19 protein-coding genes and 1 riboswitch are annotated in these 22,444 nt (G+C 28.8%); of the genes, 9 read left to right on the top strand and 10 right to left on the bottom strand.

Features of this window, described 5'->3' with window-relative positions; all coding sequences use genetic code 11:
* The 3 genes from ACYUDJ_RS16550 to ACYUDJ_RS16540 all read left to right on the top strand — a co-directional run.
* Positions 1–740, top strand: a 740-nt coding sequence (locus ACYUDJ_RS16550; RefSeq protein WP_460289667.1) for an alanine/glycine:cation symporter family protein, incomplete at its 5' end; no start/stop codon positions are given.
* Positions 741–1,087: 347 nt separating this feature from the next.
* A riboswitch (purine riboswitch) is annotated at positions 1,088–1,187 on the top strand.
* Positions 1,188–1,272: 85 nt separating this feature from the next.
* Complete coding sequence (locus ACYUDJ_RS16545; RefSeq protein ID WP_003484061.1) at positions 1,273–2,715, top strand: NCS2 family permease; 1,443 nt, start codon at positions 1,273–1,275, stop codon at positions 2,713–2,715.
* A 379-nt stretch (positions 2,716–3,094) separates the two neighbouring features.
* Positions 3,095–3,688: a YdcF family protein gene (locus ACYUDJ_RS16540; protein ID WP_080333572.1), complete on the top strand. Its 594-nt coding sequence runs from the start codon at positions 3,095–3,097 to the stop codon at positions 3,686–3,688.
* A gap of 64 nt (positions 3,689–3,752) precedes the next feature.
* Here ACYUDJ_RS16540 and ACYUDJ_RS16535 read toward each other — a convergent pair whose 3' ends face one another.
* The 10 genes from ACYUDJ_RS16535 to yqeC form a co-directional block, all read right to left on the bottom strand.
* The gene (locus ACYUDJ_RS16535) at positions 3,753–4,325 is read right to left on the bottom strand and encodes a GDSL-type esterase/lipase family protein (protein ID WP_003484064.1); all 573 of its coding nucleotides are present in this window, start codon (positions 4,323–4,325) and stop codon (positions 3,753–3,755) included.
* A 129-nt stretch (positions 4,326–4,454) separates the two neighbouring features.
* On the bottom strand, positions 4,455–4,787 hold the full coding sequence (locus tag ACYUDJ_RS16530) for a hypothetical protein (RefSeq protein WP_003484066.1): 333 nt from the start codon (positions 4,785–4,787) through the stop codon (positions 4,455–4,457).
* A 137-nt stretch (positions 4,788–4,924) separates the two neighbouring features.
* Complete coding sequence (locus ACYUDJ_RS16525; protein ID WP_043032234.1) at positions 4,925–5,983, bottom strand: ABC transporter substrate-binding protein; 1,059 nt, start codon at positions 5,981–5,983, stop codon at positions 4,925–4,927.
* A 51-nt stretch (positions 5,984–6,034) separates the two neighbouring features.
* Positions 6,035–6,829, bottom strand: coding sequence for an ABC transporter ATP-binding protein (locus ACYUDJ_RS16520; RefSeq protein WP_003484069.1), 795 nt, complete (start codon positions 6,827–6,829; stop codon positions 6,035–6,037).
* On the bottom strand, positions 6,826–7,794 hold the full coding sequence (locus tag ACYUDJ_RS16515; protein ID WP_043032233.1) for a FecCD family ABC transporter permease: 969 nt from the start codon (positions 7,792–7,794) through the stop codon (positions 6,826–6,828). The genes ACYUDJ_RS16520 and ACYUDJ_RS16515 overlap by 4 nt, the downstream gene beginning before the upstream one ends.
* Positions 7,791–8,336, bottom strand: a complete 546-nt coding sequence (locus ACYUDJ_RS16510; protein WP_003484073.1) for a nucleoside-triphosphatase — start codon at positions 8,334–8,336, stop codon at positions 7,791–7,793. The genes ACYUDJ_RS16515 and ACYUDJ_RS16510 overlap by 4 nt, the downstream gene beginning before the upstream one ends.
* Positions 8,337–8,361: 25 nt before the next feature.
* Complete coding sequence (locus tag ACYUDJ_RS16505) at positions 8,362–9,171, bottom strand: XdhC family protein (RefSeq protein ID WP_043032232.1); 810 nt, start codon at positions 9,169–9,171, stop codon at positions 8,362–8,364.
* Complete coding sequence (yqeB, locus tag ACYUDJ_RS16500; protein ID WP_003484077.1) at positions 9,153–10,001, bottom strand: selenium-dependent molybdenum cofactor biosynthesis protein YqeB; 849 nt, start codon at positions 9,999–10,001, stop codon at positions 9,153–9,155. Before yqeB ends, ACYUDJ_RS16505 begins: the two co-directional genes overlap by 19 nt.
* Entirely contained in the window at positions 9,991–10,596 is a 606-nt protein-coding gene (mocA, locus tag ACYUDJ_RS16495; RefSeq protein WP_003484079.1) for a molybdenum cofactor cytidylyltransferase, read from the bottom strand. Before mocA ends, yqeB begins: the two co-directional genes overlap by 11 nt.
* 14 nt (positions 10,597–10,610) lie before the next feature.
* On the bottom strand, positions 10,611–11,348 hold the full coding sequence (gene yqeC / locus ACYUDJ_RS16490; protein WP_003484080.1) for a selenium cofactor biosynthesis protein YqeC: 738 nt from the start codon (positions 11,346–11,348) through the stop codon (positions 10,611–10,613).
* A gap of 366 nt (positions 11,349–11,714) precedes the next feature.
* On the opposite strand from yqeC, the gene ACYUDJ_RS16485 reads away from it, so the two are divergent.
* The 6 genes from ACYUDJ_RS16485 (at position 11,715) to ygfK (ending at position 22,442) form a co-directional block, all read left to right on the top strand.
* Positions 11,715–13,478: a sigma-54-dependent Fis family transcriptional regulator gene (locus tag ACYUDJ_RS16485; RefSeq protein ID WP_003484082.1), complete on the top strand. Its 1,764-nt coding sequence runs from the start codon at positions 11,715–11,717 to the stop codon at positions 13,476–13,478.
* A gap of 285 nt (positions 13,479–13,763) precedes the next feature.
* The gene (gene dpaL, locus ACYUDJ_RS16480) at positions 13,764–14,975 is read left to right on the top strand and encodes a diaminopropionate ammonia-lyase (RefSeq protein WP_003484083.1); all 1,212 of its coding nucleotides are present in this window, start codon (positions 13,764–13,766) and stop codon (positions 14,973–14,975) included.
* Positions 14,976–14,997: 22 nt separating this feature from the next.
* Positions 14,998–16,371 carry a nucleobase:cation symporter-2 family protein gene (locus ACYUDJ_RS16475; protein ID WP_003484085.1) on the top strand — a complete coding sequence of 458 codons (1,374 nt, stop codon included), beginning with the start codon at positions 14,998–15,000 and terminating at the stop codon, positions 16,369–16,371.
* 82 nt (positions 16,372–16,453) lie between these two features.
* Complete coding sequence (gene hydA / locus ACYUDJ_RS16470) at positions 16,454–17,827, top strand: dihydropyrimidinase (protein WP_043032231.1); 1,374 nt, start codon at positions 16,454–16,456, stop codon at positions 17,825–17,827.
* A 364-nt stretch (positions 17,828–18,191) separates the two neighbouring features.
* Positions 18,192–19,388, top strand: a complete 1,197-nt coding sequence (gene ygeW / locus ACYUDJ_RS16465; protein ID WP_003484088.1) for a knotted carbamoyltransferase YgeW — start codon at positions 18,192–18,194, stop codon at positions 19,386–19,388.
* Positions 19,389–19,424: 36 nt separating this feature from the next.
* Positions 19,425–22,442 (top strand): putative selenate reductase subunit YgfK, encoded by a 3,018-nt coding sequence (gene ygfK / locus ACYUDJ_RS16460; RefSeq protein WP_003484090.1) that lies wholly within the window; start codon positions 19,425–19,427, stop codon positions 22,440–22,442.
* Positions 22,443–22,444 lie beyond the last annotated feature (2 nt).

Here is a 22,444-nt window from a genome sequence, read left to right as displayed (position 1 = left end):
GAATAGCTTCTGTAACAGAAAAAATGGTTCCTATAATGGCTTTATTTTATATAATAGGAAGTATTATAATATTAGCTAAGAATTATACAAATATATTACCTGCTTTTAAATTAATATTTGTTTCTGCTTTTAATCCTAAGGCCGCTATAGGTGGAGTTGCAGGTGTTACTGTAAAACAAGCTATACGATATGGAGTGGCAAGAGGATTATTCTCTAATGAAGCTGGAATGGGATCAACACCACATGCCCATGCGGTAGCTAAGATAAAACATCCAGTAGAACAAGGATTAGTAGCTATAGTTGGAGTATTTATAGATACATTTATAGTTCTTACATTTACAGCATTTGTAATACTTACAACAGGGGTATTAGATGGAAAAACAACAGGCATAGAATTGACACAAAATGCATTTACTAAGGGATTAGGTAATTTTGGTGCATACTTTATAGCCATCGCATTATTTTTCTTTGCTTTTTCAACAATAATTGGATGGTATTTTTTTGGAGAAGCTAATGTAAAATATCTTTTTAAAGGCAAAGGCTTAAATATATATAGATTATTAGTAGCAATTTTTATAGTGGTAGGAACAACTTTAAAAGTAGATCTAGTTTGGGAACTTGCAGATACTTTTAATGGACTTATGGTAATTCCTAATGTAATAGCATTAATAGCTTTGGCTAAGATAGTAAGAGAGTCATTAAAAGATTATAATGAAAATTTTAAAGTCAAAGATATGTAATATGTGATGGGATTTTTAAAACATAAATAATACAATAATAAAGAGGATACAATAGAATAAAAGGAAGCCTAATTCAGATGGAGTTTTACTCTATCTGAATTTTAGGTTTATGAGACCATAAAATTTAGAATTGTTATAGATGTCATAATAGCTCTAAACTAGGGAAGCTAAAGAAATCTAATATTTGATTTTATAAAAATAGGTGAGAAATGTTATAAATAAAATAAAAATATACGAACGATATAAACAAAAACAAGGTTTAACATTCAAACTGATAGGAACGTTAAGATAAATAATACGTCAAAAGTGTTGACTAATTCATGAACATAGGGTATTATGTACTTGTAAGTTAAGTGAATAGTTCTATCCATATAATCTTAACAATACGGGTTGAGAGTTTCTACCAGAGGCCGTAAATCTCTGACTATGGGTAAGTCCAGTTTATTTATTGGTATATTAAAGTTTTTGTTTTGGATTTACTCATATTTATAATCCGTAAACAAAAACTTTTTTATTTAGGAGGAGTATTACAATGTATATGGAGAAGGAAAAAAATTATAAGGAACCTAATAATAAAGGTTTTTTGGACTCATTTTTTAAATTATCAGAGCGTGGTAGTAATGTAAAGACCGAGGTTATAGCAGGTATTACCACATTTATTACTATGGCATATATAATATTTGTTAATCCAAGTATATTAATGCAAGCAGGGATGAACTCAAAAGGTCTTGTAGGTGAAGCAGCTGTAAAGGCAGGGTTATCTGCTATAAATGATCCAGTAGTTGGAGCAGTTTTTGCAGCCACTTGCATTTCCGCAGGTATAGGTACTTTAATAATGGCTCTTTATGCTAATGTACCTTTTGCACAAGCTCCAGGTATGGGGTTAAATGCCTTTTTTACTTTTAGTGTATGTTTAACATTAGGATACACTTGGCAACAAGCTTTGGCAGCGGTATTTATATCAGGATTACTTTTTATACTTATAACACTCACATCTATAAGAGAAAAAATAGTAGATGCCTTGCCACAAAATTTGAAATTAGCCATATCTGGTGGTATAGGCTTATTTATAGCTTTAGTAGGATTTAAGTCTGGAGGAATAATAGTTGCAAATCCAGCAACACTTATAAGCTTTGGAGACTTTACAAATCCAAGAACTATATTAACTGTAATAGGTATTTGTATAACAGCTATTTTGATGGCTAAAAATACTAAAGGTTCTATATTAATAGGTATAATTGTTACTACACTAATAGGAATACCTTTTGGAGTAACAAAGGTGGCAGGGGTAAGTGTTATATCAGCACCACCATCTTTAGCACCAACTTTCTTAAAACTAGATTTACCAGGACTTTTAGGTTTTGGAGGGGCAGGAATAATTGGGGCCTTAATGAGTGTATTAACAGTGGTTATATCTTTTAGTTTAGTAGATATGTTTGATACTATAGGAACCTTAGTTGGAACAGCTGAAAAAGCAGGGATGCTTGATGAAAATGGAAAAATGGAAGATTTAAATAAAGCACTTTTAGCAGATGCAGTAGCTACTACAGCAGGAGCTTTAATTGGAACAAGTACTGTTACTACTTATGTGGAATCTACAGCAGGAATATCAGAAGGTGGAAGAACGGGCTTAACATCTTTTGTTACAGCTATTATGTTTTTATTAGCAATGTTTTTTAGTGGACTTGTAGGAATAGTTCCAGCAGAAGCTACAGCACCAGCACTTATAATAGTAGGTGTATTAATGATGGGAGCTATAACAAAAATAGATTTCAATGATTTCACAGAAGCCCTACCAGCTTTCTTTACTATATCAATAATGCCATTTAGTTATAGCATTGCGAATGGTATAGCAGCAGGAATAATATTTTATCCAATAGTTAAGGTAGTTACAGGTAAGAGAAAAGAAGTTCACCCAATAGTTTATATATTGGCCATATTATTCATAATCAGATTTACGATTCTTCCTAAATAAATATATATAAATAAAGCCTAAAGAACTATTAATAGTTCTTTAGGCTTTATTTGAATTAAAGGAAGTTATATGTAATATTATTAAAGCAATATGGGGGACTTATATAATGGGGGTTAATACATTATATATATTTACCAATAATAATAATTTTATACATATAATAATAAATTTATTTATAAAAATTTCATACAATGTAAAAATTTATATTGTATAATATAGATATAAGCCTATATAGTATTTATATAGTGAAGTTATTTAGTCATTTAAGGTTAAACATAATTTTGAAAAAATTTACATTTAAAATTTTATAAACTGGTAAAAGTGAATAAAGATTTTAAAATTATCTCTAAATACTTCTACGAGGAATGAGGTGAGATAAATAATAAATTATAAATTTAAAAAAATATTTAAGGGTTTTATATTTTTTATGATTTTAGCAATTTTAATAATAACGATTTTAGCCTCTAAAATAATATATTTTGGAGTTAAATCACAGCCACAAAAATCAGATTGTATAATAATATTAGGATGTAAAGTTAAAGGAAATGATCCAACACCTTTTTTACAGTGGAGATTAGATGAAGGATTAAGGCTATATAATGAGGGGTATGGAAAGTATATAATAGTTTCTGGGGCAAAGGGACCAGGTGAAAATATAAGTGAAGCTGAAGCCATGGAAAAATATTTAGTTGAAAAGGGAGTAGATAAGAATTTTATAATATTGGAGGATAAGTCAAAAAATACACTTGAAAATATAAAATTTTCTAAAAAGAAAATGGAGGATAATAATTTGAAATCCTCTATAATAGTATCTAATAAATATCATTTAAAAAGAGCGGAATTGTTATGCCAAAAGGAAGGAATAAAAGCAAGTTATTCGGGAGTTTTTGTAAAACCTCATATGTCCCATGAGATAGTAGGTTTTTTTAGAGAAATACCTGCATTACTAGTATATTATGTTAAAACAATATAATAAGGGAATTGTCTCAAAATAGATTTAATTTGAGATGTCATCTTTTAGAAAAGTCTATGAGATATTATTTAAATATCTCATAGGCTTTATTAAACATTATTTTATGTCCTAATAGGGTGGGGTGAATTCCATCTACAAATAGTTCAGAAGTTTCACATTTTGAGTTATGTTCTTTAATAGTTGAGAAAAAATCTATATATTTAAAATCATTTTCCTTAGAAATGTTTAAAATATATTTTCTATATTCAGTTAGTTGATTATTTACACTCAAATAATCCAAATCAGATGTCCAAATTTTTTGTGCCATAGCTATTTCTATTTCCATGGGAATACCTATAATAGGAGTTACATTGTTTTCCATACATTCCTTAATTATTAGATTTAAATTTTTTTCTACATTTTCTAAAGAACGACCTAATAAGAAGTCATTTGTTCCAGCTAAAATTATAGTATGGGTAGCTTTACTTTTTATTATATCTTCATAGGATCTAGTTAAAATACCTCCGGTTGTATCACCATTTACTCCTTTATTTACAACTTCATATTCCAATATATTTTTTAAAAGTGTTACCCAGCAATAGTTCCTATTAATTCCATATCCAAAGGTTAAACTATCTCCAATACATATTATTTTCATTTAGGTTCCTCCTATTTCATTTCTATAACAAATGATAATGGTGAAAATTTATTTATATATAGTTTTTTATAATTAATATATAAATATTATTTTATTTAGAATAATATTTCAAATAAGAAAATAATAAAGCTAAAAGTTGGTTATATCTTCATTAAATTTTTTTAGTTCACTAAATAATTCTTCCTGCTTAGCTATTTGTTGTTGAATAGACCAAACATTATTAGCATAATAGAATTTATGTTCTAATATACTGACAAAATTTTCTTTCCAATTTGCATTTAAAAGAGAAATAAATTTTTCTTTTTTGTAATCTTCCATAGAATGGTAATAATCCTCTATATATTTATTAAAATCTTTAAGATTATTTATTAATTCGTATTTTCTATTTTTATAGTTGTTTCTAGATATCCATATAGCTAAGATTAATATGCATATAAAAATTATTAAAGGTAAAAAAGTCATTTTATCATACCTTTCATAAGTATATTTTTATAAAAAATGAATTTGATATAATTAAATTTTACTTTATTATATCAAACTTATCAGTTAAAAAATAGAAAAATCCTGATTCATTTATTAAATGAATCAGGATTTTTTATTTATTTAGATATATTTGTTTTTAAAAGATCATTAACTTCCTCATGGGAAAGATCTTTATGATAAAATAGTTTAAAAAATTCTTTAGTATCTTTATTAATATCTCCTTTATATAAATCCGGATATAGACAGGCTTGAAACCATCTTATTCCTATAAGTCTATTGATTGATGGTGGTTTATCAAACCAGTTAAATGGGATAGTTGGAATTATATATATTTTATTTTGTTTTACTGCAGAAACTTGTTTCCATGAACTATCATTAAATGCATTTGAATCTGAAACAATAACATCAGGATTCCAAGATATAATCTGTTCCATAGATACAGTATTTCGTGAGCCGTGTTTTACAGGGAAATTAGCTACATTCTTTCCACCAGCATAGGTTATAACTTCTGAATGAAGAGAACCTTCTGGATCTGTTTCTAAACCTTTAGGACCTTCAGCATAATAAACTTTTATTTTTTTATCTTCTTTGATATTATTTGTGATTTCTTTTGAAGATTTAAGAATTTTTTCACAATAAAGAGCAAGTTCTCTAGCTTTCTCTTTTTTATTTAATAAATTACCTACAAATTTATATGCTTCAGGTAATTTATCCATTTTGCCATCTACAAGTATAAAAGGTATATTTGATTGCTTTTGAAATTTTTCTACCCAAGATATAGTCGAATCGTTTATATCTCCCATAGATATTACTATATCTGGCTTTAACTTAGATATTTCTTCTATGTTGCCTGATTTTTTACCTTGTAGGCTACCAGCTACAGGAAGTTTGGCCACATCTTCGTTAAGATATCTAAGAGATTTTTTAGGAATCTTGTTATTCCATGCAACTAGTTTTTCAGGAGATAATGAATATATAAAAACAGAACCTAAGGGACTTGTACAATAAATTTTTTCTATTTTTTCAGGGATCTTTACTTCTCTTCCGGCTTGATCTGTTATGGTTTTGTAGTTATTTGAAGTAGTCTGAGTTTTATTAGTACATCCGGAAAAAGAGAATACAATAAGTAAAATTAGTGTTAAGATTGTAAATTGTTTTGATATTTTTTTTAGCATCGTATTGATACTCCTCTCATAAACATTTCATGTACATAGTTATGTAAAAATTTATTTAAAATTAGAATCAAAGGGTATACATATATTTTGTTGTGAGTTTTCACTAATATTAGTATTTATCATTTTTATATCTATTCCATAAGTTTCTTTTATAACTTTAGGAGTAATTTCATCAGATGGATTACCAAAGGAAAATAATCCTCCTTTTTTCATAATAATAACTTTACTTCCATACAAAAGAGCATGATTTGGATTATGACAAGATATAAGTATAGTTTTGTTGTTATTATCACATAGCGATTTTATTAAATTTAAAACTTTTATTTGATTCCCATAATCAAGATTTGATGTAGGTTCATCCATTATGATTATAGAAGCTTCTTGAGTAATAGCTCTTGCTATTAATACAAGTTGCCTTTCACCACCACTTATTTCTGTATAAATTTTATTTTTTAAGTGCAATATACCTAAAATATTCAAAGAGTTTTCTGCAATTTGTTTATCAATCTTGCTTGGAGAAGAAAATTCTTTTATGTATACAGCACGACCCATTAGAACTACATCAAACACAGTAAAGGGAAAAGGTGGAGTGTGTGCCTGAGGTACATAAGCTATATATTTATATAATTCATTAGGAGAATAAGAATTTATATTTTTATCATCTATTAATATTTCCCCAGATTTTAATTTTAAAATATCCAATATAGCTTTAAAAAAGGTTGTCTTCCCAACGCCATTAGGACCGAGAACACATAGAAATTCTCCTGAATTTAAACTAAAGGATAAATTTTTATAAAGTATGGTATCATCATAACCAAAAGAAACTTTTTTTATTTCCAATTTCATATCCAACCCTTCCTTACATTTATTAATAAGTAAGCGAAAAATGGTATCCCTATTAGAGAAGTTAATATTCCAAGGGGAACCTCCACAGGAAATACACATCTAGCTAAATCATCTACTAAGAGCATATATAAGCCACCTATAATAAAAGAAGTGGGAAGTAATATTTTATAATTAGGACCATATAATGATCTTGTTAAATGAGGAATAACTAATCCTACCCATCCAATAATTCCACAATAAGAAACAATTGAAGCACTAAGTAATGTGGAACATATTATTACAATAATTCTTATTCTATCTGTATTTACTCCTAGAGTTTTTGCTTCTTCTTCTGGAAAGGATAATATGTTAAGCTTCCATCTTATTAAAAGTAAAGGTATTAATCCTAAAATTATTGGTATTATCATGATTTGTAAATCTTTTAAAGTTATAGAAGATAAGCCACCCATAAGCCAAAAAGTTATAGCAGGTAGTTTGTCATAAGGATCACATATATATTTAATAAGAGATACTCCAGATGTAAATATTCCTTGTACTAACATTCCAGATAAAACTAATACTAAACTTGGATCATGATGAGGGATCCTTTTACTTATTCTCCAAGAACTTATAACTGCAATTAGCCCAAATATAAATGCAAAAACCTGTATAAATTGAACATTTAAAGAAAGTAATATACCTACTGCAACACCAAAGCTGGCTCCAGCAGAGGCACCTAAAATATCAGGAGATACTAAAGGATTTCTAAACATACCTTGATAAGAGGCCCCAGCAGTAGATAAGGCACCACCAACAAGTAATGCAGCTATAATTCTTGGCAATCGTAAATTAAAAAATATAGCAATAGTTTTATCATTTAGAAAATATAAATCCCTTAAAGATATAGAATATCTTCCTATAAAAATTGATAATAGAATTAGGATAATACCTAATTGAAGTATTAAATATTTTTTTATTTTGTTCATGGAATCATCTCATTTTCATAAAGTTTCATAGGTATATTCCAGCTACTTAATATATTTAATATATGGTTTGTAATATAATCTCTATTCTTTAGAGTAACATTCAGTAGAGTTATATCTTTTCTACTTCGTATTTCATTTAAAAAGGGAGAATCAAATTCTTTTAATACCCCTAATATAACTTTATTACTGTTTAAAATATTTCTTACTGAGGATTTAAATTTTTCTGCATTTTCTTCTAAGAAACCGATTTCATCTAGTATTATTAAGTCACTATTAGTTAAGCTAGTATTTAATATTTCAACACCCTTATTTTCAAAAGTATATAGGTTTGGCAATGTCTTTTTATTTTCCATACATTCTCCAATTATATTATTACTTTTTTTATCCATAAGAGATATCATGTCAAAATACATTTTTCCTTTTTTATTTAAATAGCGTTTTACTTGAAAGCCACCTATTGAAACATTTAAACGGCATAATATTTTTTCTATTATAGTACTCTTCCCAGTACCGCTAGGAGCTGTGAGAAATAAATTATACATAGTAATTCTCCTTTGGCTAAAAGATTTAAAAATCTATCTTTTTTAAATCTTTCATATGATTTAAAGTTCCTTTATTTTTAATCAATAAAACTTCACTTAAAATACCAGCTGCTATCTCTTCTGGTTTCTCGGAGGCTATATCTAATCCAATAGGAGCGAATACTTTTTTTAAGTCTTCTCTACAGACTCCTTTAGCAATTAAATTATTCATAACGTAGGATGTTTTATTAGAACTTCCTATCATACCAATATAAGCTGAATTTTTAGAAACTACAGTTTCTAAAGCTAAGGCATCATCCTTATGTCCTCTTGTTACTATAATAATATAAGTATTTTTGTTTATAGGATACTCGGATAAAGCCTTGTCTACCTTTTCAACTATTATTTCGTTAGCATTAGGAAATCTTTCGTTATTTGCAAAATCTTCTCTATCATCTATTACTACTGTATAGAAATTTAATATTTTAGCTATTTTGTGGAGATGAAAGGATATATGACCAGCACCAACTATTATAAGTTTAGTTTCAGGAGCAAATATTTTTATGAAGCCTTCAGCTTCTCCGCCACATTGCATACCTAGCTCGCCACCTTCATTTAATTTATGTTTAAAATTACTACTTTCATTATTTTTAATACATTTTATAGATTTATTTATGATTTCATATTCAACCTTACCACCGCCTACAGTGCCTTGAATTTCTCCATTTTCCCATACAGCCATTATTGATCCAGCTTTACCTGGAGAGGAACCTGAAATATGAGTTAGAGTAGCTAAAGCAACTGTGTCACCATTATTTACACTTTTATAAATATTTCTTAAGATATCTTGTTCCATAAATTTGACCTACTTTCTGTATTTTTATTCATAAAATATAATATAGTTTCTAATACTCCACCAGCAATATTGCGTGCTTTATCAGAAATAGTATAACAATTTTTTATTTCGTGACATCTAGGATCTACATCAGCGATTTTTAAACCTCTTTTTATTTTACTAGCATCTCTTATAAGTCCTCTTAATAATCCGTTTATTTCTGTTTTAATCTCTAAGTTATCTACATAAGCTAAAATTTCACCTGAGGATACAAAATCACCAATTTTTCTTACATTTCTAATAATTCCGCCACCTGGACTATATATAACTCTCTCTTTAGAGTATCCTCCAATTTCTCCAGGTATTCCTGTATTTTTCATAGCTTCCCCTTTTAATATAATTCGTCCCAAATTGTGACCTCTCATGGTTTCTATAACAGCATGCACATCCTTACCAGCACAAAACCCTGGGCCAAGGCCTATAGTTATTTCTGCCATATTCATTTTTGTACCTAGATTCTTCTTTGCAAGTATAGCATCTATCAATATTCTAGGTTTAAGCATTTCTATAAATTTTCCTTGGGGATCTACTGCAATAGGAATTCTATCATTTTGCCAACATTTTAATATTTCATTAAAATTACTTACTTTTACAGCAGTAGAATTTTCAATAGTAAATTTTCCATTATATATAGCTTCGCTATAACAGACATTTCTTCTTATAGAGGTAGGATTATGAGTTTCTAAAACCAATATTTTAAAACCACTTCTATGAAGTTTGTGTATAGTTCCAGAGGCTATATCTCCTCCTCCCCTAACAATTACAATATCTTTATATATGTTATTTATCATAACTATCACATCCTTGGTACAAATTTTTGCTTAATATATATTCATAATCCTTTGGAGTATCAATATCAAACAAAGAACAACCATTTCTTAAGTTTACAAATATAATTTCGTTTATATGATTATTTATAACGGTTTTACCGCCTACATCTCCTTGTAAATCAAGTAATTCATTCTTAAATTTTTCAGGAAATATGGTAGGGGAGCCAACTTTATTTTTGTATTTAGGAATTATTATATAGTCATTATTCCGTGTAAAGGTATTCAATAATAAGTTAATAGTATATGAATCTAATAATGGTTGATCACCGGTAAAAAACATATAGCCTTTTGATGAAGATGTATTTAAAATACCTAATTCTATAGATTGACTTTGGCCTTTGTAGGCTTTTGTATTTAAAATAGTTAAAATATTCTTTTTTTTAGCTATATCTAAAACTTCTTTTTCTTGGCCAACTAAAATTATTTCATTGAAGTTACATTCTTTGATTGCATCTATAACATGTTCTATTATAGGTTTTCCTTTGAATGGTAACATTAATTTGTTTTTTCCCATTCTAGTTGAGTAGCCTGATGCCATTATTACAGCATTTACCATAATAAGCCTCCAATTTAAAATGATATTAAATTATAATTTTTTTCTTTTAAGCTTCCTATAACTATTTTGTCTATAAATGAGTTAGAAATAGTTAAAATATGTTTTATTAATTCATAGGATAAAAAAATATCATGTTGGGTTTCAACTTTGTTTATAAATAATATTCTTTCTCCTAAAGAATCCTTAAAAAGTCCTAAAGGATGAGCTATTAACGAACTTATCATAGGTATAGATATTTTTTCACCTAACTTTCCATTAGTTATTTTTAAAAAATAAGATACTCTATGAACGTTAAAGTCATTTATTATTTTATTTATACAACTTATATCTAATACGCCTATAGTTTTATTTGTATTTCTACATATAACAGGCTCAGCATCTTTCCAACCTTTAATAGGCTTTCTTTTAGAGCCATCTGCCTCTATTATGGAATAATCAAAATATTTAAACTTTTCATCTAAAAAATTTTTACTAAAACCTATTAATTTATTATCGTTATGTATATATTTACCATATACATATACACCATTTTGTTTAAGGTGATCATATATATAGCAATTTTTTTCTCCAATGCATATAAAATCGTAGTATATTTTGTCAGGATTATATATCTTTGTAGTAGTTGTTGATAGAACTTTGTTATTAGGTCTTAATTCTTCTGATAAATTAAACATTAAAGAGGTCTTTCCACCAGCACCAACTATCGATATAATAGATCCTTTTTTAAAATTTAATATATCTGAAATAAACATATTTACCTCTACAATATAATGTTATTTTTCTAAATAATTGAAGCAATAAATATGCCAAGGGTATTTATTTACAAATTAAATAAATAGTTTGAAAATATTACGGCATAGTAGTGTTATAAAATAAATTATAGTATGTATAAATAGCGGGAATAGAGCATAATTATTAAAATGATAAAAATTTATAATACTGATAAACTTGATATAGCTTAGATTTTTAAGGGTATATTAAAAAAAATTATCCTATTGATAAATAACACAGTTAAAAATTGTTTGTGTTTACATTTAATTGTGATAAAATAATTTTATGGGATATATTGAAGTCTGTTGTAGAAAAAAATAAAAATATTATTTAAGGAATGATATATAATGAAAAGTTCTACATTACTAGAAATTCAAGATACAGTGGCTAAGTATGCAAATATAATTTCAAATATAATAAAAGTAGATGTGGAAATTGTTGATAAAAATCTATGTAGAGTAGCAGGTACTGGTATTTATAAAAACGAAATTAATAAAGATATATCCAAGGAAGGATATGTATATGCTCAGGTTATAAAAACTGGAGATAAGCAAATAATAAAGAATCCAGGACAACATTATTTGTGTAAAAAATGTAATCATAGAGATAATTGCGTAGAAAAAATGCTTGTATGCACTCCTATAATATTAAATGAAGATATTATAGGGGTAATAGGACTTGTATGTTCAGAGGAGGGTCAAAGGAATTATTTTATAAAAAATTTTGATTCATATATTCAGATACTAGATCAAATATCAGATTTTATAAGCACTAAATCATATGAACATCTTGAAATTGAAAGAAGTCATATGATGGTGAATTTATTAAATCAAATAATAGACAGTGTAGATAAAGGTGTTCTAGTTACTAAAAATAATGAAATAGTTCATATGAATACAAGTGCTATGAAGCAACTTAAGTTAAAAGCTAATAATATAAACAAGAAAATAGCAATATCTTCTACTAGTGAATATATAATGGGCGGAGAAGTATATACTATAACTATAGATAATGAAAAGTTTGAACTTATGGGCAAGATTATACCTGTTTTCCCTATATTATCATCTTATGACACAATATTTGTGTTTGAAGAAATAAAGCATTTAAAATCTAAAATATGTAAAGTTAGTGGAGGAAGAGAAGTTATAAAGGTTGAAGATATTATTGGAGAGTCAAAAGCTATGATTCAACTTAAAAATAGGATTAAAAAAATTGCCTCATCAAGTTCTACGGTTCTTATAACTGGAGAAAGTGGCACAGGTAAAGAAGTAATTGCACGGGCTATACATTGTGAAAGTGATAAAAATACTAATCCTTTTATAGCCATAAATTGTGGCGCTATACCAGATGCTCTTTTAGAAAGTGAATTATTTGGATATGTAAGAGGAGCTTTTAGTGGAGCAGATCCAAATGGAAGAGTAGGTAAATTTGAATTAGCTAATAAGGGAATAATATTTTTAGATGAAATAGGAGACATGCCTTTGTATCTTCAAGTTAAAATACTAAGAGTACTTCAGGAAAGAAAATTAGTAAGAATAGGATCTAACCATCTGATAGATTTAGATATAAGAGTTATAGCAGCTACTAATAAGGATTTAAAAAAACTCATAAAAGAAAACAAATTTAGAGAAGATTTGTATTATAGACTAAATGTTATTCCATTAAAAATACCACCTTTAAGAGAACGAAAAGAAGATATAGATCTTCTAATGAAAATGTTAATAAAAAAATATAATGTATTATTTGCTAAATCCGTTCATAAGGTTGATAAAGAATGTAGAGATATCTTGATGAATTATCCTTGGTATGGTAATGTAAGAGAACTTGAAAATGCTGTGGAATTTATGATAAATATGGCAGATGATAGTGGTATGGTGACTATGAATATGCTTCCACCTAATATAGTTGAGAATAAGAATTCTCAAGTTTATGGGATGGACATGGATGAAGATATGAAACCTTTAAAAGATATAGAGAAAGAGTATATTTTAAGAGCTTTAGATATATATGGACATGATACTAAGGGTAAGCAATTGGCTGCAAAGCGTTTAGGAATAGGTATAGCTACCCTATATAGAAAATTAGAGGAGATGAAGCATTTATCAAAATGATAAATTTTTAACACTTATTACGTTTAAAAGCAATAAAAATATGTATTTTACCGTAATGATAATTAATTATTATTTTGATAATAAAACTATATATTTTTAAATAATAAAAGATGCAAAGCAGATAATAGGCTTTGTATCTTTTCATTTTAATAAAGTATTTCTATTTTAGACAAATACCATCTCATCTAGAATTTTATATTCATAAGAAATATCAAATAGTTAAAAATTTGGCACAAGTATTGCTTATAGATATATATAAATCAAAAAAAGAAAAGAGGTATTATTATGAGTAAAAAAATAAAATGGAAAAATAACACTATGAAAGGGGATACAGACAAAGCATCTGTTGAATTTTTAGGAGAAGAAGAAATAAAAAAAGCTAGAGATTTTCATCAAAGCTTCCCACAATTTACAAAGACTCCTTTAGTAAATTTAGATAACTTAGCAAAACACTTAGGTGTAGCTGGAGTATATGTAAAGGATGAATCTTATCGTTTTGGATTAAATGCTTTTAAAGTATTGGGTGGTTCTTTCTCTATGGGTAAATATTTAGCCAAGAGATTAGGAAAAGATATATCAGAATTAAGTTATGAAAAACTTAATTCAGAAGAAGCAAGAAAAAAGCTTGGTGATATAACATTTATTACAGCTACAGATGGTAACCATGGTCGTGGAGTAGCATGGACTGCAACACAATTAAATCAAAAATCAATAGTGTATATGCCAAAGGGATCTTCATTAACACGTCTTGAAAATATAAGAAAAGAAGGTGCTAAAGCATCTATAACTGAGTTCAACTATGATGACGCAGTGAGACTTGCAGCCTCCCAGGCGAAAGAAAATGGATGGGTTATGGTTCAAGATACTGCTTGGGAAGGATATGAGGAAATACCTACTTGGATAATGCAAGGTTATGGAACTATGGCATCAGAAGCATTGGATCAATTAAGAGAATTAAATGTAGAGAAGCCTACACATATATTTGTTCAAGCTGGAGTTGGTTCTTTAGCAGGCGCTGTTCAAGGATATTTTGCTTCAGTATTTAAAGATGAATGCCCAATAACTGTAATAGTAGAAGCTGATGAAGCAGATTGTTTATATAGATCAGCAGTAGCTGGAGATGGAAAGCCAAGAGCAGTAACTGGAGATATGCCTACTATAATGGCTGGTCTTGCATGTGGAGAAGCGAATACTATAGGATGGGAAGTACTAAAATCTTATAGTTCAACTTTTGTATCATGTCCAGATTGGGTTTCAGCAAACGGTATGAGAATGTTAGGAAATCCTATTAAAGAAGATAAAAAAATAATATCAGGAGAGTCAGGATCAGTAACATCAGGATTGTTAAATGCTATAATGACAAACGATGATATGAAAGAATTAAGAGAACAACTAAAACTAGACGAAAATTCAAGAGTACTTTTATTTAGTACTGAAGGTGATACAGATCCAGATAAATACAGAAAAATTGTTTGGAATGGTGAATATTCAAAATAAAGAATTCATGGGGGTATAAAAAATGGATAATAAAGTAAATGAAGCAATAGCTCCTGTTGATGAATTACTTCCACCACAGCAGTTATTTATTTTAGGTTTACAACATGTATTGGCGATGTGTGCAGGTGCAGTTGCTGTTCCTCTAATAGTAGGTGGTGCACTGAATTTGTCTGCAGAACAAACAATATTTCTTATAAATGCAGACCTTTTTGTAGCAGGCATAGCAACTTTAGTACAATCTTTAGGTATAAAGAATTTTATTGGAGCGAAAGTTCCTGTTATTGAAGGTGCAAGTTTTGCTTCAGTATCGGCTATGTTAGCTATTGCGAATACTTATCCAGGAGATCCTATTACAGGTATTACAACTATCTTTGGAGCTACATTTATAGCTGGGTTGTTTTGTTTTATTATGGCACCTTTCTTCGGAAAGCTTATAAGATTTTTCCCTAAGGTAGTAACAGGTACTGTAATAACTATAATAGGAATCTCATTGCTTCCAGTAGCAGTGAGATGGTGTGCAGGCAATGATGTGAAATCTTCTTCATTTGCTAGCCCTAAAAATATTTTGTTAGCTTTATTTGTTTTAATTTTAATCTTAATTATGTATAAATTTTTCAAAGGAATTTTAGGAAATATATCTATACTATTAGGAATAGTTGTAGGAACTATTGTTGCTTCAATGTTAGGAATGTCTGATTTTACTAGAGTTCATAGTTCAGGTTGGATTAATATAGATATTCCTTTATATTTTGGTGCTCTTAAATTTGACTTGACAGCTATAATTTCAATGATATTAGTTATGTTAGTTATGATGACAGAAGCTACAGGAAATATGATAGCTATACATGAAATGGTTGGAAAAGATATTGACGATAAAAATTTAACTAGAGGTCTTAGAACAGATGGATTTGCTACAATGCTTGCAGGTATATTTAACACCTTCCCTCATACTGCTTTTGGTCAAAATGTAGGGCTTGTAAATTTGACTGGTGTAAAAAGTCGTTTTGTAGTAGCAGCTTCAGGTGGAATTCTAATATTATTAGGATTATTCCCAAAAGCAGGAGCAGTAGTTGCATCTATACCATATCCTGTTCTTGGTGGAGCTGGTATAGCTATGTTTGGCATGGTAGCTTCAGGTGGAATCTCAAGCCTTGGTCAGGTTGAATTTAAAGGAACTAAAAATGGGATGATAATAGCAGTAAGTATTGGGCTTGCTATGATTCCTTTAGCAGTACCAACTTTTTATAGTAAATTTCCCCAATGGGTAGAAACTCTTTTTCATAGTGGGATAACAACTGGTAGTTTAACAGCAATACTTTTAAATTTATTTTTTAATGAACTTGGAAAGAATAAAAATTTATTAATAAAAGACGATAAAGAGATAGCTATAAAATAGAAATAGCTGATAAAGAAATAAAAAAATATATAAATTTAAAATCATTTTTCACAATATTCACAAAAGGAGATGCGATTTTACGATGGCCACTTTAATAAAAAATGGAATTATTGTTACTTCAGGAGATACCTTTAAAGGAGATATTTATATAAGAAATGGTATCATAACTAAAATAGGGATGGATTTAATTGAAGAGGCTGACGAAATCATTGATGCTCATGGGAAATATGTAATTCCTGGAGGAGTAGATGTTCACACTCACCTTAATTTAGATGTAGGAATAGCTGTAGCTACGGATGATTTTTATACTGGAACTGTAGCAGCTGCATGTGGTGGTACTACAAGTATAGTAGATCATTTAGCATTCGGACCTAAAGGATGTGATTTACACCATCAAATAAATTTATATCATAATTATGCTAAGGGGAATGCAGTTATAGACTATGGTTTTCATGGTGTTATACAACATGTAAACGATAATATATTACAAGAACTTGAAGACCTCTCCTGTGAAGGAATAACAAGCAATAAAGTTTATTTAACTTATGATTATAAATTAAGTGATTTAGAAATATTTAAAGTACTTATGAAATCTAAAGAAATTGGTATACTTACAGCTGTACATCCAGAAAACAATGATATGGTTAACTATCTTAGACAATATTATTCAAACAATGGTTTTACATCTCCTATATATCATGCAAAAAGTAGACCAGTATGTTGTGAGGGAGAATCTATAAATAGAATGCTAAATATCGCTAGTGTAGCAGGAGATTCTCCTCTGTACATAGTACATCTTTCCTGTAAGTTAGGGTTAGATTATATAAAAATGGCTATAGATAGGGGACAAAAAAATATTTTTATAGAAACATGCCCTCAATATCTTTTTTTAGATGAAAGCAGATATAATGGTAAAAATAATGAAGGATTAAAATATATTATGAGTCCTCCCCTAAGAGAAAAATCTAATCAAGATGCCTTGTGGAAAGGGATTCAAGATGGATATATACAAGTTATTGCTACAGATCATTGTCCATTTAACTTTAGTATAGAAAAACAATTAGGAAAAGATGATTTTACTAAATGTCCAAGTGGAGTACCAGGTATAGAAACTAGAATACCTTTAATTTTTTCAGAGGGCGTTATGAAAAAAAGAATATCCTTAAATAAATTTGTAGATTTAGTAAGTACAAAACCTGCAAAAATATTTGGACTATATCCAAAGAAAGGAACTATTGCAGTTGGTTCTGATGGAGATATTGTTATAATTGATCCTAATAAAAAAGTTAAGATTACCAAATCTATGTTACATGAAAATGTTGATTATACTCCTTATGAAGGATTTGAACTTCAAGGGTATCCAGTAATGACAATTTCAAGGGGAAAAATCATAGTAAAAGATAATAAATTTATTGGAGAAAAGGGATACGGACAATTTTTAAAAAGAAAAAAATAGATTTTTTTAGTATTAAATAAATAATAATTTTGTAATTATAAAGAACCTTTTGTAGATTTAAAAAAGGTTCTTTTTTTTAGAATTTATCAAAATGATAAGAAATATTAACAAGTTAAGCATTATAATGAATATTTATAACATTTAGTAAATTTATTATTAAAATGATAAATTTATCATTTTAATAATAAATTTATTGAGATAATTTTTCTAAATTAACCACTTATAGGCTTTAGACTGTTTGGCATAAATATTGCTTATATAAAATAGTAAAGGAGGATATAAAAGATAAAAAGAAAACTTGGGAACTTTAATTAATTTAGTATGTAAATTTAAAATTTAATTATAAAAATTAGGAGGCGTATTTATGCAAGAGATTAAAAAATTAACTGAAAAATTAGAAAGTTTAAAATATGACAAAATGTATAATAATGATTTTTTCTTAACCTGGGAAAAGACTGATGATGAACTTAAAGCAGTATTCCAAGTAGCAGATATTTTACGCAAAATGAGAGAAAACAATATATCTACAAAAATATTTGATAGTGGATTAGGTATTTCAGTATTTCGTGATAATTCAACAAGAACAAGATTTAGTTTTGCAAGTGCATGTAACTTATTAGGTTTAGAAGTTCAAGATTTAGATGAAGGAAAATCTCAAATTGCTCATGGTGAAACAGTACGTGAAACAGCAAATATGATTTCTTTTATGGCTGATGTTATAGGCATTAGAGATGATATGTTTATAGGTAAAGGAAATAAATATATGCATGAAGTATCTGATGCAGTTCAAGAAGGATACAAATCAGCGGTTTTAGAACAACGCCCTACACTTGTAAATCTTCAATGTGATATAGATCATCCAACTCAATGTATGGCAGATTTACTTCACATGATTCATTATTTTGGAGGAATAGAAAATCTTAAAGGTAAAAAAATAGCTATGTCTTGGGCATATTCACCATCTTATGGTAAGCCACTTTCAGTTCCTCAAGGTGTAGTGGGTTTAATGACAAGAATGGGAATGGAAGTTGTGCTTGCTCATCCAGAAGGATATGATTTAATGCCGGAAGTAGAAGAAGTAGCAAGAAAAAATGCTAAAGTAAGTGGTGGTAAGTTTACAAAAACTAATTCAATGAAAGAAGCTTTTGAGAATGCAGATATAGTATATCCTAAGAGCTGGGCACCTTTTGCATTTATGGAAAGACGTACAAACCTATATGGAGAAGGCAAGTTTAAAGAAATAGATGTTTTAGAAAAAGAATTATTAGAAGAAAATGCTAAACATAAAGATTGGGAATGTACAGAGGAAATGATGAAACTTACTAAAGATGAAAAAGCATTATATCTACACTGTTTACCAGCGGATATTACTGGAGTTAGTTGCAAGGAAGGAGAGGTAGCTGCATCAGTATTTGATCGTTATCGTGAACCACTTTACAAAGAAGCTGGATATAAGCCTTATATCATTGCTGCAATGATGTTTTTGAGCAAAGTTAAAAATCCAGCCCTAAAGTTTGAAGAACTTCTAAAGGCAAACAAGCCAAGATTTTACGGAAAATAATTTTATAAAAATTATATATTTAAGGGGGAAGTTTATATGGGTGATAAGATGCGACCAATTTCTTTTAATAAAATGATTACATGGATTACTAAAGAGCTTAAAGAAAAAGAATCTATTTTTGGAATTCATAAGAACAAGTTTTATAAAAATGATAGTGAGAAATATATAGAATTATTTGGTAAAAAATTAGCATCGCCACTTGGTCCAGCAGCAGGTCCTAATTCCCAATTAACACAAAACATAGTTGCGTCTTACTTAGCAGGAAGTCGTTTTATTGAATTAAAAACAGTACAAGTTATTGATGGAGAGGATTTGCCTGTAGCTAAACCATGTATCCATGCACAAGATGAATGCTATAATGTGGAATGGTCTACAGAACTAACAGTACCAGAGGCTTATGATGAATACATAAAGGCTTGGTTTTTGCTTCATGTTTTAATGAAAGAATTAAATTTAAGTGAAGAAAGAGACTTTATGTTTAATATGAGTGTAGGTTATGATTTGGATGGAATAAAATCACCTAAAGTTGATGCTTATATAGACGGAATGAGAAATGCATCTACTACAAAAATTTGGAATGAGTGCAGGGAAATATTACTTTCTAACATAGATTTGTTCTCTAATTTTAGTAAAGAAGATTTGGATAAAATTTCACCAGCAGTTTGTCCATCTATTACATTATCTACACTTCATGGATGTCCGCCAGAAGAAATTGAAAAAATTGCAAAGTATCTTTTAGAAGAAAAAAATCTTCATACTTTTATAAAGATGAATCCAACCCTTTTAGGAGAAAAGTTTGTTAGAGATACCTTTGACAAAATGGGATATGATTATGTAGTTCTTAATCCTAATCACTTTATAAATGACTTGCAATATAAAGATGGAGTATCCATGCTTAAACGTCTAAAATCTCTTGCTAAAAAGTTAGAGTTAGAAATAGGAGTGAAGCTTACCAACACACTGCCAGTTAAGATTGAAAATGGTGAGTTACCTGGAGAAGAAATGTATATGTCAGGACGTTCTCTTTTCCCACTTACAATATCTTTAGCAAGTAAATTAGCTTCAGAATTTGATGGGGATTTACAGATATCTTATTCAGGTGGTGCAGATTTCTTTAATGTAGAAAAGATTTTAAAAGCAGGTATTCAACCAATTACTTTTGCAACTACTATTTTGAAACCAGGTGGTTATGAAAGAATAACTCAAATGGCTAAAAAGGTAGAAGAGCATCTTAAAGGTGAATTTAAAGGTATTGATATAAAATATTTAAATGATCTTGCTAATTCAGCTTTAACTGATAAATACCATCTTAAAGATCTTAGACCTGTAAATAGCAGAAAGATTTCTTTAGAACTTCCAACTTATGATTGTGCAATAGCACCTTGTACTATAGGATGTCCTATAAATCAACAAATACCTGAATATGTATCTCTAGTTGGTGAAAAAAAATATGATGAAGCTTTTGAAGTAATAGCTAAGGATAATACTTCACCAGCAATAACAGGTACTATATGTAATCATAACTGTCAATATAAATGTACAAGACTTGATTATGATGAATCAGTTCTAATTAGAGATATGAAAAAAGTAGCTGTTTTAAATTCTGAAGATAAATATATTGAAAACATTAAAGAAGCTAATATAAGAAGTGACAAAAAAGTAGCGGTTATAGGAGCTGGTCCAGCAGGATTGTCAGTAGCGCTATTCTTGAGAAGAAATGGCGTAGATGTAACTGTAATGGATAGAAAAGAAAAGCCTTATGGAGTTATAGAATATGTTATTCCAGAATTTAGAATTTCTTCTGAAATGATCAAAAAAGACTTTGAACTTGTTAAAAAACAAGGCGTTAAATTTAAATTTGGTATTGATGAAAATTTAGATATAGATGATCTAAAGAAAGAATACGATTATGTGGTATTAGCAATAGGTGCTTGGAAACCAGGCAAGTTAGCATTAAAAGAGGGTGAATCAAAAGCCATTGATGCTATTTCATTCCTTGAAAACCACAAAAAGTCTAAAGGAGATATTGATTTAGGAAAACATGTCTGTATTATTGGCGGCGGCGATGTAGCTATGGATGCAGCACGTGCAGCTAAGAGAACTAATGGAGTAGAAGAAGTTTCCATAGTTTATAGAAGAACTAAAAAATATATGCCAGCTAGCCTAGAAGAAATAGAGTTGGTTCAATCAGAAGGTATATTATTTAAAGAGTTACTTTCACCAATGTCTATAAAAGATTCAAAATTAATTTGTGAAGAGATGAGATTAGGGAAAAAAGATACTTCAGGAAGAAGAAAGCCTGTTGGCACTGGTAATACTGTGGAATTAAAAGCGGATACAGTTATTTTGGCTGTAGGACAACAAGTAGATAGTGATCTACTTAAAAATAACAAAATAGAATTAGATGCTAAGGGATTCCCTAAGGTAAATGAAGCGCGTGAAACAAATATTACTAATGTGTATGTGGCCGGAGATATGAAAAAAGGACCAGCTACCATTGTTAAAGCTATGGCTGATGGTAAGGCAGTATGTAAAGACATTTTATTAAAAGAAGGACTAAGTAATGATTTTGATAAGAAAGTCTTTTCTATAAATGAGAAAAAAGTATACAGTAAAAAGGGTATATTAAAAGATCATAATTGTTTAGAAAATGAATCAGAAAGATGTCTATCTTGTAGCAACATATGTGAATTATGTGTAGATGTCTGTCCTAACAGAGCTAATGTAGTTATTAATGTAGATGGAGAATTTGATTCTTCACATCAAATAGTACATTTAGATGGAATGTGTAATGAATGTGGTAACTGTGGTATATTCTGTCCTTACAAAGGAAATCCATATAAAGATAAATTAACACTTTTCTGGACTAAGGAGGATTTTGAAAATAGTACAAATAAAGGATTCTTAGTTATAGATAAAGATAAGGGAATCTGTAAGGTTAGAAGAGAAGATGCTGAAATTATAGATTATACTATTGGAAAAGAAAATGATGCTTCAAAAGAAATGGACAGTATGATTAAAACTTTCATAAATGAATATAGTTATATGTTATAAAT

The sequence above is a fragment of the Clostridium sp. CTA-6 genome, from assembly GCF_054768115.1.
The sequence above is the reverse complement of the archived record's forward strand: the minus strand, read 5'-3'. Positions and strand labels throughout refer to the sequence as shown.